The 15,120-nt window shown below is 70.1% G+C and carries 14 protein-coding genes; 2 read left to right on the forward strand and 12 right to left on the reverse strand.

Annotated features, from left to right (window positions below):
- Window positions 1-107: 107 nt before the first annotated feature.
- From ASD48_RS15935 to ASD48_RS15965, 7 genes are all read right to left on the reverse strand, one after another.
- Window positions 108-1,724, reverse strand: a complete 1,617-nt coding sequence (locus ASD48_RS15935) for a cation acetate symporter (RefSeq protein ID WP_057602291.1) — start codon at window positions 1,722-1,724, stop codon at window positions 108-110.
- Entirely contained in the window at window positions 1,721-2,218 is a 498-nt protein-coding gene (locus ASD48_RS15940; protein ID WP_057602292.1) for a DUF485 domain-containing protein, read from the reverse strand. The genes ASD48_RS15935 and ASD48_RS15940 overlap by 4 nt, the downstream gene beginning before the upstream one ends.
- A 365-nt stretch (window positions 2,219-2,583) precedes the next feature.
- Window positions 2,584-3,861 carry an ABC transporter substrate-binding protein gene (locus tag ASD48_RS15945; protein ID WP_057602293.1) on the reverse strand — a complete coding sequence of 426 codons (1,278 nt, stop codon included), beginning with the start codon at window positions 3,859-3,861 and terminating at the stop codon, window positions 2,584-2,586.
- Between the two features lie 308 nt (window positions 3,862-4,169).
- Window positions 4,170-5,027: a branched-chain amino acid ABC transporter permease gene (locus tag ASD48_RS15950; protein WP_199875810.1), complete on the reverse strand. Its 858-nt coding sequence runs from the start codon at window positions 5,025-5,027 to the stop codon at window positions 4,170-4,172.
- A complete protein-coding gene (locus ASD48_RS15955; RefSeq protein ID WP_242432597.1) occupies window positions 5,024-5,914 on the reverse strand; it encodes a branched-chain amino acid ABC transporter permease in 891 nt (296 codons plus the stop codon). Before ASD48_RS15955 ends, ASD48_RS15950 begins: the two co-directional genes overlap by 4 nt.
- Entirely contained in the window at window positions 5,911-6,717 is an 807-nt protein-coding gene (locus ASD48_RS15960) for an ABC transporter ATP-binding protein (protein ID WP_057602294.1), read from the reverse strand. Before ASD48_RS15960 ends, ASD48_RS15955 begins: the two co-directional genes overlap by 4 nt.
- The gene (locus ASD48_RS15965) at window positions 6,714-7,472 is read right to left on the reverse strand and encodes an ABC transporter ATP-binding protein (RefSeq protein ID WP_057602295.1); all 759 of its coding nucleotides are present in this window, start codon (window positions 7,470-7,472) and stop codon (window positions 6,714-6,716) included. Before ASD48_RS15965 ends, ASD48_RS15960 begins: the two co-directional genes overlap by 4 nt.
- A gap of 188 nt (window positions 7,473-7,660) precedes the next feature.
- Between ASD48_RS15965 and ASD48_RS15970 the strand changes: the two genes are divergently transcribed.
- Window positions 7,661-8,956 (forward strand): helix-turn-helix domain-containing protein, encoded by a 1,296-nt coding sequence (locus ASD48_RS15970; RefSeq protein ID WP_057602296.1) that lies wholly within the window; start codon window positions 7,661-7,663, stop codon window positions 8,954-8,956.
- A gap of 62 nt (window positions 8,957-9,018) precedes the next feature.
- Window positions 9,019-9,618 carry a TetR/AcrR family transcriptional regulator gene (locus ASD48_RS15975; protein WP_057602297.1) on the forward strand — a complete coding sequence of 200 codons (600 nt, stop codon included), beginning with the start codon at window positions 9,019-9,021 and terminating at the stop codon, window positions 9,616-9,618.
- Window positions 9,619-9,862: 244 nt separating this feature from the next.
- Here ASD48_RS15975 and ASD48_RS15980 read toward each other — a convergent pair whose 3' ends face one another.
- From ASD48_RS15980 to ASD48_RS16000, 5 genes are all read right to left on the reverse strand, one after another.
- Complete coding sequence (locus ASD48_RS15980; protein WP_057602298.1) at window positions 9,863-10,645, reverse strand: SDR family oxidoreductase; 783 nt, start codon at window positions 10,643-10,645, stop codon at window positions 9,863-9,865.
- A gap of 1 nt (window position 10,646) precedes the next feature.
- Window positions 10,647-11,915 (reverse strand): acyl-CoA dehydrogenase family protein, encoded by a 1,269-nt coding sequence (locus ASD48_RS15985; protein WP_057602299.1) that lies wholly within the window; start codon window positions 11,913-11,915, stop codon window positions 10,647-10,649.
- A gap of 256 nt (window positions 11,916-12,171) precedes the next feature.
- A complete protein-coding gene (locus ASD48_RS15990) occupies window positions 12,172-12,864 on the reverse strand; it encodes a TetR/AcrR family transcriptional regulator (RefSeq protein WP_057602300.1) in 693 nt (230 codons plus the stop codon).
- A gap of 79 nt (window positions 12,865-12,943) precedes the next feature.
- Entirely contained in the window at window positions 12,944-13,570 is a 627-nt protein-coding gene (locus tag ASD48_RS15995) for an HAD family phosphatase (RefSeq protein ID WP_057602301.1), read from the reverse strand.
- A gap of 91 nt (window positions 13,571-13,661) precedes the next feature.
- Window positions 13,662-14,861 (reverse strand): acetyl-CoA C-acyltransferase, encoded by a 1,200-nt coding sequence (locus tag ASD48_RS16000; protein ID WP_057602302.1) that lies wholly within the window; start codon window positions 14,859-14,861, stop codon window positions 13,662-13,664.
- Window positions 14,862-15,120 lie beyond the last annotated feature (259 nt).

Raw genomic sequence — 15,120 nt, forward strand, 5'->3', positions numbered from 1 at the left:
TGTCGGCATCCGGCCGCCGTACCGCCCCCGCCGGAGGCTTGGGGCGCTTGGGCGGACTGCGGCGGCGGCCCCGAGGCCGCCTGCCCGGCCCGCCCCCGCCACCTGGGTCATTCGGCTGCGGCGAGCAGACGTGCCTCACTCTCCTCGTACAACTGTCGGCTCTCCCTGCTGTCAGCGGCGCGGCGCCGGTGGTCCAGGCGGCTGCCCAGCCAGCCCACCAGGTAGCCGAACGGGATGGAGACCAGTCCGGTGGACTGCAGGGGGAACCAGTGGAAGTCGGCGTTCGGGAAGACGGCGGACGGCGTGCCCGAAACGGCCTTGGAAAAGACCATCAGCACCAGCGCGCAGGCCGCGCCGCCATAAAGGGTGGCGAGCAGGCCGGTGCGCGTGAACCCCCTCCAGAACAGGGAGTAGGTCAGCGCGGGAGCCACCGCGGACGCCCCGATGCAGACGGCCAGCGTGGTCAGCACGCCGACGTCCCAGTTCTGGACCAGGGCGGCGATCCCGATGGCCACGGTTCCCACGGCCACGCTCGTCCACGCCGCCACCGTCATCTCCGTCCGCGGCTCCGCCCGTCCCCGCCGCGCCGCATGGGCGAACAGGTCGTGGGCGAGCGACGAGGCCGCGGCCAAGGTCATCCCCGCGACCGAGGACAGCAGGGTGATGAACACCATTCCCGCCACGGCCGAGTAGAGAATCGTCGCGCCCGCGGAGGCGGGGGCCCCGCCCAGCACCTGCGACAGCATGAGCACGGACGTCCTGCCGTGCGGGTCGGCCGCGATGATGGACCGCGATCCCACCAGGGCCGCCGCGCCCGTACCCACGATGATCACGAGCAGGCAGAAGGTGGTGACCGTGCCGACGGCCCACGACATGGAGCGACGCACGGCCGGCACGTCCTGCGAGGAGAACAGGCGCATGGTGATGTGGGGCAGGCAGGCCACACCGAGGACCACGGTGATCTGGAGACCGACGAAATCCAGCCGGTCGGCGGTCGAGGTGCCCAACTGGAGGCCCTGCTGAAGGAAGGCGGGGCCCGCGCCGCTGCCGTGCTGGGCGGCCCTGAACAGGTCTCCGGGGTTCCAGCCGAAGCGGTTCAGGACCAGGGCGGCGACGACGACGCTGGTGCCCAGCAGGATGACGATCTTGATCATCTGCAGGAGCGCGGTTCCCCTCATACCGCCGAGGGCCGCGTAAATGATCATCAGGCTGCCGACGATGACGATGCACGCCGTCCTGGCGCCCGCCCCGTGCGGCATGTCCAGGATGAAGGTGAGCAGCGACCCGGCCCCGGAGAGCTGGACGACCAGGAAGGGCAGGGTCGCCGCAAGCGTCACGACGCAGGAGGCGATGCGCACGGCCCGCCCGGGCATGGTGCGGGCCAGGACGTCGCCCATGGTGAACCTGCCGGCGTTGCGCAGAGGTTCGGCCAGCAGGAACATCAGCAGCACCAGAGACAACGCGGTGCTGACCGTGAGGACATAGCCGTCGTATCCGGCGAGCGCGATGATGCCGGTGGTGCTCAGCACCGTGGCCGCGGAGATGTAGTCGCCCGCGATGGCCAGGCCGTTCTTGAACGGGGTGAGCGAGAGGTAGCCGGTGTAGAAGTCGGTCAGATCGTCGCGGTCCGGTCCCGTCATCACACACATCATCAGCGTGACGGTGACCAGGGCGGTGAAGAGGACGAGGACGATGGCCTGCGACCCGGAGCCGAAGTCGGTCATCTCACCACCCCCGCGGGCCGGGCGGCCGCCCGATCCCTGACGGCCTGGGCCAACGGGTCCACCGAGCGTCGTGCGCTGCGCCCGTACGAGAAGACCGCCGCGAAGGTGACGACGAGCTGAAGGATCCCCAGGGCCATTCCCAGGCTCAGTTCCCCGGTGATCCTGGCCCCCATCAGCCCACGTGCGTAGCAGGACAGCACCACATACACCACGAAGGAGCCGAGCGCGGTGAACGTCGAGACCCGGCGGAGGACGCGGTAGGCCGAGCGGAGGGCGGCGAGGTCGGCGTTGTGCGGATGCCTTTCGTGCGCGTAAGGCTCCTGCGGGGCGGCTTGCCCGTACCTTTCGTAAGGAGAGTCGTCGTATCCGGACGGGGAGGGCTCCTGCCCCGGATCCCGCCCGTACGAGGCGTACCGAGGGGCGCGGCCGTACGGCTCGGTCCACGGCTGCTGCCATTCCGGCTGCGGGTACCGCCGGTCATCGGGATATGTCATCGCGTGGCCTTTCGGTGCGGCTCGGCTCCGTAGGGGCTGGGGAAGAAGGGTGTGGCGTGGTACCGACTGGTCGGAATGTCGGATGGCCTGCGGAGCATCACGTTGTGGGCTCACCGTGGCATCCGGTGAGCGGCGTCGGTCGACGGCTCGACGGCCTGCGGACCATGGGCGGCTGACGGGCGGAGCGGGCGTGGCACGTATGACGGCGACCGGGCAGCGACTGCCTCTTGCGCAGCCGGCGGCCCGGTCCGGTGCCGCCGTGCCCGGCAGACGTCGGGAGCGGGCACACGGGGTTCCCGGCCCCGGTGACGGGGCGAGGGCGGTCCGCAGGTGTCGGGGCATCGACGCGGACCGCCCCCGCCGGCTCACTTCGCCGCCGGGCCGAACTCCTTGCGGGTGTCGACCGGCTTGCCGAACAACTGCCACCGCTCGCCCTTGAACTGCATCAGCTGCATCGTCTCGAGCGGAAAGGCGTCGCCGCGGCCGGTGGACATGGTGACCCCGGGCAGCAGCATGTTCACCTTCACGTCCTTCAGGCTGCGCACCGCGTCCCGCAGTCCTTCCCTGGTCGGGCACTTCATCGCGTCCAGGGCCTGGTGCAGGCTGGAGGCGACGGCCCAGCCGTAGGCGTTGAACTGGTTGGCCGGGTCGGCGTCGGGTGCGTACTTGTGCAGCGCGTCCTTGTACGCCTTCATCTCCGGGTCGGCGGCCCACTGCGGGTCGGCGGGGTCCTTGAAGTAGGTGGCCGAGACCACGCCTTGGACGTTCTTGAACCCGACCGGCTTGAGCACAGCGGCGGACGAGGCCACGTTGTTCACGATGTGCAGCGGGTTCCACCTGGGGTTCTTGGCGTCGGCGGCGAGGGCCTGGCTGCCGAACTTGGGGGTGGTGACGTCCAGCAGCACATCCGCCTTGGAGCGTGCGAGGCTCGCCATCTGTGCCGACACGGAAGGGTCGGTGACCTCGTAGCTCTCCTCGGCGACCACCGTGACGCCACTGCCGGCGACGGCTTTCTTGAACCCGCCGAGCAAGTCCTTGCCGAAGTCGTCGTTCTGGTAGAGGACCGCGACCTTGGCCTCGGGCTTCGCGTCCTTGAGGTACTTGGCGTACACACGTGCCTCGGCCACGTAGTTGGGCTGCCAGCCGATGGTCCAGGGGTGCTGGTCCCCTATGCCCCATGCGGAGGCGCCCGTGGCGACGAAGGGCTGCGGCACCTTCTGCTTGTTGAGGTAGTCCCACACGGCTGCCGTGGACGGGGTGCCCAGGGTCTGGAACACCGCGAAGACCTTTTCCTGCTCGACGAGTCTGCGGGCCTCCTCGACCGCCTTGGGCGGCTGGTAGCCGTCGTCGCGGACGACGAACTCGACCTTGCGGCCGTCCATGCCGCCCTTGTCGTTGACATAACTGAAGTAGGCGGCCGCGCCCTTGCTGATCGTGCCGTAAGCGGAGGCAGGTCCCGACAGCGGGTAGATCCCGCCCAGCTTGATGGTCTTGTCGGTGATGCCGGTGGTCTGCTGGCCCTTGCACGCGCCGTCGGCGGCGGTCTCCTGGGCATCCTGCCCTCGCCGGCCGCTGCAGGCGGTCGCGGTGAGCAGGGCGGCGGTCACTGCCGCGGCCGCCCGCAGAGCGGTTGTCTTGCGCATGTGGTTCATTCCTTTTCTGTACGGGGCGGTGCACCCACGGGTTCGGCGTCGGCAACTGCGGGGTCCGCAGGGGTGTGGGTCGCGGTGTGGGGCGCGGACGGTCCGGACAGGGCCTGGGATTTCGGCTCCGCATCGGGCACGGATCGGGCCGGTGACGTCCGGTCGAGGGCAGCGGTGGTGCGGGGCAGGCGACGGGCGACTGCGCCGAGGACACGGCCGGGCAGACCGGCCAGTCCCGTCGGGGCCACGAACATCACCGTGATGATCAGCAGGCCGAACACCAAGCCCGGTGCCGCCTCGCTGACGTCCTAGGACACGCTCGGCACGTACATCACGAACGCCGCACCCAGCAGGGGTCCGTACAGCGAGCCGAGACCCCCGACCACCAGGCCGGCCAGCAGGGTGATGGACAGGACGAAGCTGAAGGAGTCGGGCGAGACGAAGCCGATCACCCAGGTGTACAGACAGCCGGCGACACCCGCGAACATCGCGCTCCACGCGAAGGCGAGGGTCTTGTGCAGCGCCAGCCGCACGCCCATGACCTCGGCGGCGCTCTCGTTGTCCCGCACGGCCAGCAGCGCCCGGCCGACCCGGGACCGCAGCAGGTTGCGGGCGAGCAGCAGCGCCACCGCGGTGACGGCGAGGACGACGAAGTACATCCACTGGTCCTCGGCCAGCCCGCTCCACGCGGGCGGCTGCAGTTTGTTCACGGTCAGGCCCATGGAGCCGCCAGTCACCGGCTCGAGCCGCTTGAGCAGGGGCGGCAGGAACACTGCGAACGAGAGGGTGACCAGGGCCAGATACAGCCCGCGCAGTCGCAGCGCGGGCACTCCGAACCCGAGGCCCAGCAGGAAGCATCCGGCGGCCGCGGCCGGCAGCGTGGCCAGGTGGCCGGTGTCGTACCGGTCGAGCATGACCGCCGCCGTGTAGGCGCCCGCCGCGAAGAACGCGCCGTGTCCGAGCGAGATCTGCCCGCCGAAGCCGGTCAGCAGGTTCAGGCCGGACAGCGCCACGGCGTACACGAGCACCATGGTCAGCTGGAAGACCTGGAAGGGGGCGAAGCAGAAGGGTGCGCCGAGGGCGACCGCCGCCGCGACGAGGACGGTGAGCGTGGGCCGCAGCCACCGGACCCGGTCGGTGCCGGGTGACGCTGTGATGGTGCTCATGCGCGTTCCACCGCCGCCCGTCCGAAGAGGCCCTGTGGTCGCACCAGCAGCACCGCCAGAATGATCGCCAAGGGGACGCCCACCTTCAGATCGGCGCCGATCACGTCCACGTACGCCCCGGTCAGCGTCTCGGCGACGCCCACGAACAGGCCGCCGACGACCGCACCGACCGGGCTGTCGAAGCCCCCGAGGGTGGCTGCGGCGAACGCGTAGATCAGCACCCCGCCCATCATGTTGGGCTCCAGGAACAGCACCGGGGCGACGAGGACGCCCGACACCGCGCCGACCGTCGCGGCCAGGCCCCAGCCGAGCATCAGCACCCGGCCCACCCGGATGCCCGACAGCCGGGCGGAGGCCGGATTGCAGGCGACCGCCCGCATCACCAGACCGATGGAGGTGTGCTGGAACAGCAGATACAGCAGGCCCATCACGACGGCCACCACACCGATGATCCCGAGTGTCGACCAGTCCATACGCACACCGGTCAGGTCGAGTCCTCCGTCGGGGAAGGGCTGCGGGAAGTCCTTCACGGTGAACGACCAGATCAGGCCGGCCAGCGCGTTCACGAAGATGAACAGGCCGACCGTGACGATGACCACCGTCAGCTCGGGCGCGCCCTGAACAGGGCGGATGACCATCCGCTCGAGCAGCATGCCGCCGGCGAAGGACACCGCGAGAGTGACCGGCAGCGCCAGCCAGTACGGCATCCCGGACGCCACCAGCTGCCAGGCGACGTACGTCGAGAGCATGGCCAGCTCGCCCTGTGCGAAGTTGACGATCCCGGTGAACCGGTGGATCAGCACCAGGGCCAGCGCCAGGCTGGCGTACACAGCGCCGGAGCCCAGGCCCTCCACCACTTGTTGGAGCAGCTCGGTCACGGCGCTCACCCGGCCTTCCGGGAGTGGACGGAGACACCGAGGTACACCTCGGCGACCTGCCCGTCCTCGCGGATCTGCGCGGCCGGCCCGGACAGCACCAGGCGGCCGGCCTCCAGTACGTGAGCCCGGTGCGCGATGTCCAGCGCGAGCTGGGCGTTCTGCTCGACGACGACCACGGTGGTGCGTTCCTCCTCGTTGACGGCACGGACGATCTCGAACAGCTCGCGGGTGACCAGCGGTGCGAGCCCCAGGGACGGCTCGTCCAAAAGCAGCAGAGAGGGCCGCAGCATCAGCGCCCTGCCGATCGCGAGCATCTGCTGCTCCCCACCGCTGAGGCTGCCGGCGGCCTGACTCGACCGCTGGCGCAGTTTGGGGAAGTAGTCGTGGATCCGTTCCAGGTCGGCCGCCACGGCCGCACGCTCGGCGCGGCCCCGCCGCCGGGGGCCGGTGCGCAGATGGGCGCCGATGCGCAGGTTCTCCTCGACGGTCAGGTCGTTGAAGGTGCCCCGGCCCTCGGGTACATGCGCCACGCCGAGCCTGGCGGCCTGCTCGGGCGAGCGGCCCAGCAGTTCGGTGCCGTCCAAGGTGACCGAGCCTCGGCCGCGGACCATGCCGCACAGCGCCCGCAGCGTCGTGGTCTTACCCGCGCCGTTGGGTCCGAGGATCGCGCACACCTCGCCGCGCGCGACGGAGAAGTCGAGGCCCTGGAGCACGCGGGCCTGGCCGTATCCGGCGTGCAGGTCGGCAACCTCCAGGAAGTTCCGCTCCGCACCCGCCGCGGCCTCGGTGCTGTCGGTGGTGGGCTCGCTCATGCGGCCACCCCCAGGTAGGCCTCGACGACCGCCGGGTCGCGCTGGATCTCCTCCGGCGTGCCCTCGGCGATCTTGCGGCCGAAGTCGAGGCAGACCATCTTGTCGCACAGGCCCATCACGAAGGCCATGTGGTGTTCGACCACCACGAGCGTGAGGTCGAACTCCTGGCGCACCGAGCGGACCAGATCCGCGAATTGGTCCACCTCGCCGTGGCTGAGCCCGTTGACGGGTTCGTCGAGCAACAGCAGCCGGGGCCGTACCGCGAGCGCCCGGGCGAGTTCGACGCGTTTGAGCGTGCCGAACGGCAGTCCGGAGGCGGGATGGTCGGCGACGTCCGCCAGGCCGAGCCGCCGTAGCAAGTCGTCCGCCTGGTCACGCAGTGCCCTCTCCTCCCGCCGGACGCGGGGCAGCCGGAGCGCCGCGGCGAGGTGTCCGGTGCGCCCCCGGCTGTGGGCGCCGACCATGACGTTCTCCCGGACCGTGAGCTGCGGGAACAGGCCCAGGTTCTGGAAGGTGCGGGCGATGCCGCGCCCGGCCACGGCGTGCGGGGGGAGGGCGAGCAGGTCCTCGTCCTCGAACCGCACGTCTCCTCCGTCGGGAGCACAGCGCCTGGTGAGGCAGTTGAACAAGGTGGTCTTGCCGGCTCCGTTCGGCCCGATGAGCCCTACGGCGGTGCCCGGCTCGACGGTGAAAGCGACACCGTCCAATGCCGTGATCCCGCCGAAGCGCACGGTGATGTCTTCGACCGCGAGCATGAGTGACGCCCTTTCCGACGTGCTGGGGGGTGGGCGAGCGTCACAGTAGGTGGGGGCGTCGCGGGCGCACATTGGGTGTGAGCACCCAACTTCTCGGTGGCCGAACTGTGCGCCGCGCACAGGTGCCGGGAGATGTCTCACGTGGAACCTGTTGACGAAGCACGAGGAGGGCGGCGACGATCGGCCCCATGCCGCGCGGTCCCGCACTGGGCGATCCCCGACTCTCCGAACCGCTCCACCGCGAGCGGCGGCGGATCCTGCACGCCGTCCACGACCGGGTCGAGGAGGTCGCGGAGACCGCCGTCGAGGTGATGCGTACGGAGATCCCGTCGTACGCACTGCAGGACGAACGGTTCTTCGGCGACGTACGGGACCAGGTGCTCGAGCACTACCGGATGCAGCTCGCGGCGCTGGCCGGCGATCGCGACATGGCCCCCGAGGACCTGGTCTTCAGCCGCGCGGCAGCGATGCGCCGAGCACGCGCGGGGTTCGCCCTGGAGGACTGGATCAGTGCCTTCCGGGTCGGCCGGCAGGTGCTGTGGGACGCGCTGCTGGACTGCGCGGGCACGTCCGCCGAGGCCCAGCAGGCCGCGCTGTCCCTCGTCACCCCGCTGATGCGGTACGTCGACTACGCCAGCACCCATGCCGCGCAGGCCTACGTCGAGTACCAGCAGCACGTGGTGGCGGACGCGGACCGGGAGCGGCGGGATCTCCTGGACCAGCTTCTGGCCGGGGTGGCACCCACGCGCGGTCCGCTGATGGCCGCGGCTCAGGCGTACGGCGTCGGACCGCGCTCGCCGATGATGGCGGTCGTGGCGGTGTGCGTCGGCGACACCCGCACCGGCGACCCGACCTCGGCCGAGAACGGGTATGCCGCCAGCGCGTCGATCAGCGTCGCCGGGCCCTGGGCCGGCAGAACGCTGGTCGTCGTGCGCCACGGCGAGGTGGTGGCCGTTCCCGTGGTCCGGGCCGGCATGGACGCAGAGGACATCTGCGCCCACTTCGAGACCGTGCAGCGGCGGCTCGCGCGGGCCGGGACCATGCTCTCCATGGGGATCAGCACGGTCGCCCGGGGCGCAGGTGAACTTCCGCGTGCCTACCAGGAGGCGCGGGCCGCCCTCGACCTGGTGCCGAGCGGGGGCGGGGTGGCAGCACTGCCCCGGCTGTCCCCGTTCGACTACCTGGCGCTGCGCGCCGACGACCTCGCGCGCCAGCTGGTCGATCCCCGGGTGCGGTCGATGCTGGAGGAGGACCGCAGACGTGGCGACACGCTGGCCGCCACCATACGGGCCTTCGCGGAGGCGGACCTCAACCTGCGGCTGGCAGCCGACCGCTTGCAAGTGCACCACAACACGGCGCACTACCGGTTGCGCCGGATCGAGGAACGCACCGGCCGCAATCCACGCCGGATCGCCGACCTCCTGGAACTACTGGTCGCCCTCGCCATCCGCGACGGGGCCGATGAAGGCGGGGAATGCGAGTGAGCGGCATGGTGGAGTCTGCCGGGGCCGGGGCAACACGTCAGAGGCCGGGCGGGCAGGGGAGCGTGGGCCTGCCTGAGGAACAGGCCGGGCAGGACGGAAACCTGCGGCGCACTCTGCTTGACGCCGCGCTGGGGGTGTTCACCGAGCGCGGTTACGCCGACGCCGGTCTCACCGAGATCGCCACGCGCTGCGGCATCCCGGTGGGCAGCCTCTTTCAGCACTACGGCGGAAAGCGAGGGCTGTACCTCGCCCTGTGGGAGGAGTTCCGGGAGGAGCAGGAGCGTCGGACCGCGACCACGCTGACCGCCGAGCGCAACCGTGGTGTGGACGACCCCGTCGCCCTCTTCGTGGCGGGAGCCAGGGCCTACCTGGAGGGTGCCTGGGACCACCGGAGGCTCGGCAGACTCCTCGTGGAAGACGATGGCCCCGCGGGTTTCGACGCGCTGCGGCGTCAGTGGGACCGCGCGTGGGTGCGGCGCAATGCCCGGCTCCTGGAGATCGACGAGCGGCGACGCGCCGGCCGGGTCCGGGTGAGCGTGCTGACCACCGTCATCGGAGGGGCGGCGCGCGAGCTGGGCGACTGCGGGGACGAGACGGAAGCCCGGGAGATCGTGGACGAGGTGTGCGGCATCCTGATCCATCTGTCGGCGGCGCCGGGCTGACACGCCCGGCACCCCTCTGGTCCCGGCATGCATCCGGTCGGCCCCGCCCGGTTGTCAGCCCCGGCTGTCGGGGGCGCCCCGCTGTCGCGGCGCCCGGCTGACACGCCCGGCGTCGGGCTGGGACGACATGATCGGCCACAGCCCGACGACGCCTCGCTCCCCGGAGACCCCGCTCCGCCTGCTGCCTCAGGGCGACAGCGCCCACCTGGTGTACACCTCGGCATCGATTGCGGCGTAATCCCCTCTACGCACCGGCGCCGGCTTCCTGCCGGAACGGCAGCGGGTCCCCGAGGAGCTGGCCGCCGTCGATCACCATCGTCTCGCCGGTGATCCAACTCGCGGCGTCCGAGACGAGAAAGGCGACCGCCGAGGCGATGTCGGTCGGCTCCCCGATACGCCCGAGTGCCGTCGCGGCGGACAGGGTCTCCTCATGGTCCTTCCACAGCGCCTCGGCCAGCTTCGTGCGTACCACGCCCGGCGCCACCGCGTTGACGCGGACCTTGGGCGAGAGTTCCAGGGCCAGTTGCTTCGTGAGGTGGATCAGTGCGCCCTTCGACGCGTTGTACAACCCGATGTTCGCCTCGAAGGTCATGCCGCCGACCGACGCGGTGTTCACGACGGCGCCGCCGTGCTCGCCCATCCAGGCCCGGGTGGCCAGCCCTGTCCACAGGAGGGGAGCCCACAGGTTCACGTCGAAGGTCTTGGCGAACCGGGCGTGGTCCTGGTCGATGACGGGCCCGAAGGCCGGGTTGGTCCCCGCGTTGTTGACGAGGATGTCGAGGCTACCGAAGCGCTCGCGCGTCAGATCGACACAGCGCCGGGCCGCTTCTTCGTCGACCGCATGCGCACCGACGCCGATCGCCGTGCCGCCGACCTGGGCCGCGGCGGCGTCCGCCGCCTCCTGAGACCGGGAGGTGAGGACGACGTTCGCGCCGGCGGCTGCGATGGCCTGGGCGATCGCCAACCCGATGCCGCGGGAGGCGCCCGTGACGACGGCGGTGCGACCGGTGAGATCCAGCCCCGCCATGTCAGTTCACCCCCGCCTCGTGGCCGCCGGGGGCATTGGTGCCGCTCGCCGCCGTGGCGGCCCCGTCGCGGTACCGGCGCAGTTCGTGCCTGGCGATGGCCCGCTTGTGTACCTCGTCGGGACCGTCCGCCAGCCGCAGCGTCCGCAGCTGCGCGTACATCATCGCCAACGGGAAGTCCTCGGTCACTCCCGCCGCTCCATGCACCTGGATCGCACGGTCGATGATCTTCAGCGCGATGTTCGGGGCGGCCACCTTGATGGCCGCGATCTCGGTGCGCGCTTCCTTGTTCCCGACCGTGTCCATCAGATACGCGGCCTTGAGGGTGAGCAGCCGGATCATCTCGATGTCGATGCGCGCTTCCGCGATCCAGTCCTGGATGTTGGACCGTTCGGCAACCGGGCTGCCGAAGGTCAGCCGTGACTGCGCACGCCGGCACATCAGCTCCAGCGCCCGCTCGGCCGCGCCGATGGCCCGCATGCAGTGGTGGATGCGACCGGGCCCGAGCCGGGCCTGGCTGATCGCGAACCCCTCGCCCTCGCCCTTGAGGACGTCCTTGGCCGGCACCCGTACGTCGGTGAAGTCGATTTCGGCGTGCCCCTCACGGTCCTGGTAGCCGAACACCGGCAGGCCGCGCATCACCGTGATCCCAGGGGCGTCGATGGGGACGACCATCATCGACTGCTGCCGATGCGGAGCAGCGCTGGGGTCCGTCTTCCCCATGACGATGAGCACCTTGCAGTTGCGGTGCAGGGCGTTGGAGGCGAACCACTTGCGGCCGTTGAGCACGTACGCGTCGCCGTCGCGCTCCATCCGCAACTCGATGTTGGTGGCGTCGGAGCTGGCGACACGCGGCTCGGTCATCGCGAAGGCCGAGGCCATCGTCCCGTCGAGCAGGGGCTTGAGGTACTTCTCCTTGTGCTCGTCACTGCCGAACAGCGTGAGCACCTCCATGTTGCCGGTGTCGGGAGCGTTGCAGTTACACGCTTCGGGGGCGATGTGACTGCGCCCCATGATCTCCGCCAGCGGCGCGTACTCGAGGTTCGTCAGCCCGGGGCCCCACTCCGGGTGGGGGTGAAACAGGTTCCACAGTCCGCGCTTGCGCGCTTCCGCCTTGAGTTCCTCGATGATCGGCGGGTGGAAGTGCGGGTCGCCCGACGCGCGCATCTGCTCGTGGTACACGGCCTCTGCGGGGTAGACATGTGCATCCATGAATTCGAGCAGGTCCGCCTGGTACTTCTTGGCGCGATCCCGCATCTCGAACAGGGACATCCGAACTCCTGACGGTTAGGAAGGGAACGTTGCGCCGACGGCGCTTCCCGGACGGTCGGCGTGGACTCTGCTTCAGACCGTGCCCTCGCCGAACTGTATAATTGAATCTGGCGTCAGGTTCAAGAGTGAGCCACACGGCACCGCACGAGGAACGCAGCGCGGCCCCCACGCGGAGGCGACGGCCCAGGAGGAGACGAGAAAAAAGAAACACCCGACGGTGCCGGGTGTGATGAGGCAGGCGGTCCGGGCTGCCGGGTCAGCAGTGGCCGGGGAACCTCAGGGCGTTCGCCCAGAGCCGGGTGACCGTGGACACGAGCTCCTCGAAGTCCACCGGGGCGCCTTCTTCTTGCCGTTCGCCCAGCACGAAGGCGTTGTAGGCCATGACGCTGACCATGCCCGACAGGGCGCGGGAGGCCATCATCGGATCGACCTCCTGGTCGGCGACGCCCCGCGCCTGCAGGTCGGCGATCCCGCGGGCGTTGCGGCGGATGAACGCGTCACCGCGCCGGCTGCGGAACTCACGGAATTCCGGCTCCACTTGCGCTACCTGCTCAAGCAGGGCCATCAGCTTCGCGTTCCGCTTGTACGCCTCGAGGTACGCGCGGTTGCTCGCCTCGAGGACCGCGAAGGGATCATCGGTATCCTGCACCCGGCCCATGCCGGGGTGCAGCATGTCCTCCTGCGCCTCCAGGAGGACGGCGGCGAGCACCTCCTCCTTGTTGGCGAAGTAGGTGTAGAAGGATCCCGCCGCGCATCGCGCTTCTTTGGTGATGTCCGTCAGGCGAGTGTCGAGGTAGCCGTCCCGCTCGAACACCTTCCGCGCGGCCGTCACCAGGGCGGCCCGCGTCCGCGCTCCGCGCTTCGTCGCGGGCGGCTCGCGAAGGGGGGCGAGGGGCGCCATGGGAGGCACCTTCTCGCCGTCGATCTCCCCGGCCGCTCTGCTGTCCATCCGCGAGACCCTACTTGAATCCGACGCCACAGTCACAACCTGCGAGGCGGTGGGCGACGCCTTCCGGGGAGGCGGGCGGTCAGGCGGTGATCCCGAAACGTTCGGCGAGTCGGCGGCGGGTGTCGGCGGCGCTGGTGTGCAGTACGCCCCCGATTCCGATCCGTGCCGCCCCGTCGAGGTTCTGCTGCAGATCGTCGATCATGACCGCCTCCCCGGGATCGACGCCCAGGCGTTCACATGCGATCGCGTAGATCCGCCGGGAGGGCTTGCGGATCCCTACCTCGGCGGAGATGACGACCGCATCGGCGACGGCGGCGAGGTCGACGCCGTCGTAGGTTCCGGTGCCGAACGCATTGGACACCAGCGCAACGGGTCGGCCGGCGGCTCGAAGATCACCGAGCAGGGCGAGCATGTCCTGATCGATCGACATGCCCGCCTGCATCCGGGCCGTGAGCCCCTCGGCCTGTACGTCCGCGCCGTGGACGCGGAGCCGTTCGGCGAATCCTCGCTCGAAGTCCTCGGCGCCGATACGGCCGCACTCGTGGTCGGCCAGAAGGGCGCGTGATGGCTGGTCCCGGCCGAGGAGGTCCAGCGGCAGACGCGGGTCGCCGCCGAGCGAGGCGCCGAAGTCAGTGAAAGCCTGCAGCACACTGGAGGTGATGACCCCTCCGAAGTCCACCAGGACCGCGGTTCGGGCCCTGTCCACTTCCCTCGACACGATATCCACGCCTCTCTCACGGTCGGCCCGCTGCCGCGCGATGCGACGGCAGCCACGTTGTCCAGCAGGGAGCGGGACCTCAGACGACCTCGAACAGTCCGGCCGCACCCATGCCGCCGCCGACGCACATCGAGATCACCACGTAGCGGACGCCTCGGCGCTTCCCCTCGACGAGGGCATGTCCCACCAGCCGGGCGCCGGTCATTCCGTACGGATGTCCGACCGAGATGGCCCCGCCGTCGACGTTGAACCGCTCCGGATCGATGTGCAGTTCGTCCCGGCAGTACAACGCCTGGGAGGCGAAGGCCTCGTTGAGCTCCCACAGGCCGATATCGTCGATGGTGAGGTCGTGCTGCTTCAGCAGTTTCGGAATGGCGAACACCGGACCGATGCCCATCTCGTCCGGCCCGCATCCGGCAACGGCCATACCCCGGTAGACACCCAGCGGTTCCAGTCCGCGGCGCTCGGCCTCCCTCGCCTCCATCAGCACCGACGCCGAAGCCCCGTCCGACAACTGCGAGGAGTTGCCCGCCGTCACGCTGGAACGCGCGCTCACCTGACCGTCGGGCAGCACCGGCGCCAGCCCGGCCAGGCCGTCGAGAGTCGTCGACGCACGGTTGCCCTCGTCCCGGGCCAGGGTGACCTCCTCGTCCCGCAACTCCCCGGACTCCTTGTCGAGAACCTTCTTGGTGCTGGTGAGCGCGACGATCTCCCGGTCGAACCGGCCGGCCTCCTGCGCCGCCGCGGTGCGCTGCTGTGACACCAGCGCGAACTCGTCCTGCCGTTCCCGGCTCACGCCGTAGCGTTCGGCGACGATCTCTGCCGTCTGCAACATCGGCATGTAGATGCCCGGCTGGTGCTCGACCAGCCAGGGATCCGCCATGCGATGGGTGTTCATGTGGTCGTTCTGCACCAGGGAGATCGACTCGACACCGCCGCCGACAGCGACCTGCATGCCGTCCGTGACGATCTGCTTCGCGGCCGTCGCGATGGCCATCAGGCCCGACGAGCACTGCCGGTCGATCGTCATCCCCGACACGAGGTCCGGCAGCCCGGCACGCAGAGCGGCCTGACGCGCGACGTTGAAACCCGAGGACCCCTGCTGCACGGCACAGCCGAAGACCACGTCCTCGACCTCGCCTCCCTCGAGCCCGGCGCGCTGCACCGCGTGCGACAGGGCGTGGGCGGCAAGCTCCTGCGCCTGGGTGTCGTTGAACGCGCCGCGGTAAGCCTTGCCGATCGGCGTCCGCGCCGTCGAAACGATGACTGCTTCCCTCATGTCGCCTCACTGTTTCCTGTTGACCCGGTTGGTCCGGGAGTCTCGGGGCCGGGATTCCGAGCGCCGCGAGCCGGGCTCGATGGCCGACAGCGGGCGCCGAACGCCAACTGTGGCGTGGAGAGGGCTCGTGACCGCCTCCTCGATCGAGCGATGACGTGCGTCCGCAGCGGTGACAGGGAGTCGACCTTCCGATCGTTATAGTTGAATTCGGCGTCATGTTCAACCGCGGGCAGGCCTTGACAGTCGAACTACCACCTGA

Source organism: Streptomyces sp. Root1310 (assembly GCF_001426425.1).
Classification (GTDB): Bacteria; Actinomycetota; Actinomycetes; order Streptomycetales; family Streptomycetaceae; genus Streptomyces.

Excerpts from the sequence above, each read along its gene's own strand:
- ASD48_RS15935 (WP_057602291.1), bottom strand. The coding sequence starts at position 1,724 with ATGACCGACTTCGGCTCCGGGTCGCAGGCCATCGTCCTCGTCCTCTTC.
- ASD48_RS15940 (WP_057602292.1), bottom strand. The coding sequence starts at position 2,218 with ATGACATATCCCGATGACCGGCGGTACCCGCAGCCGGAATGGCAGCAG.
- ASD48_RS15945 (WP_057602293.1), bottom strand. The coding sequence starts at position 3,861 with ATGCGCAAGACAACCGCTCTGCGGGCGGCCGCGGCAGTGACCGCCGCC.
- ASD48_RS15950 (WP_199875810.1), bottom strand. The coding sequence starts at position 5,027 with ATGAGCACCATCACAGCGTCACCCGGCACCGACCGGGTCCGGTGGCTG.
- ASD48_RS15960 (WP_057602294.1), bottom strand. The coding sequence starts at position 6,717 with ATGAGCGAGCCCACCACCGACAGCACCGAGGCCGCGGCGGGTGCGGAG.
- ASD48_RS15965 (WP_057602295.1), bottom strand. The coding sequence starts at position 7,472 with ATGCTCGCGGTCGAAGACATCACCGTGCGCTTCGGCGGGATCACGGCA.
- ASD48_RS15970 (WP_057602296.1), top strand. The coding sequence starts at position 7,661 with ATGCCGCGCGGTCCCGCACTGGGCGATCCCCGACTCTCCGAACCGCTC.
- ASD48_RS15980 (WP_057602298.1), bottom strand. The coding sequence starts at position 10,645 with ATGGCGGGGCTGGATCTCACCGGTCGCACCGCCGTCGTCACGGGCGCC.
- ASD48_RS15985 (WP_057602299.1), bottom strand. The coding sequence starts at position 11,915 with ATGTCCCTGTTCGAGATGCGGGATCGCGCCAAGAAGTACCAGGCGGAC.
- ASD48_RS15990 (WP_057602300.1), bottom strand. The coding sequence starts at position 12,864 with ATGGACAGCAGAGCGGCCGGGGAGATCGACGGCGAGAAGGTGCCTCCC.
- ASD48_RS16000 (WP_057602302.1), bottom strand. The coding sequence starts at position 14,861 with ATGAGGGAAGCAGTCATCGTTTCGACGGCGCGGACGCCGATCGGCAAG.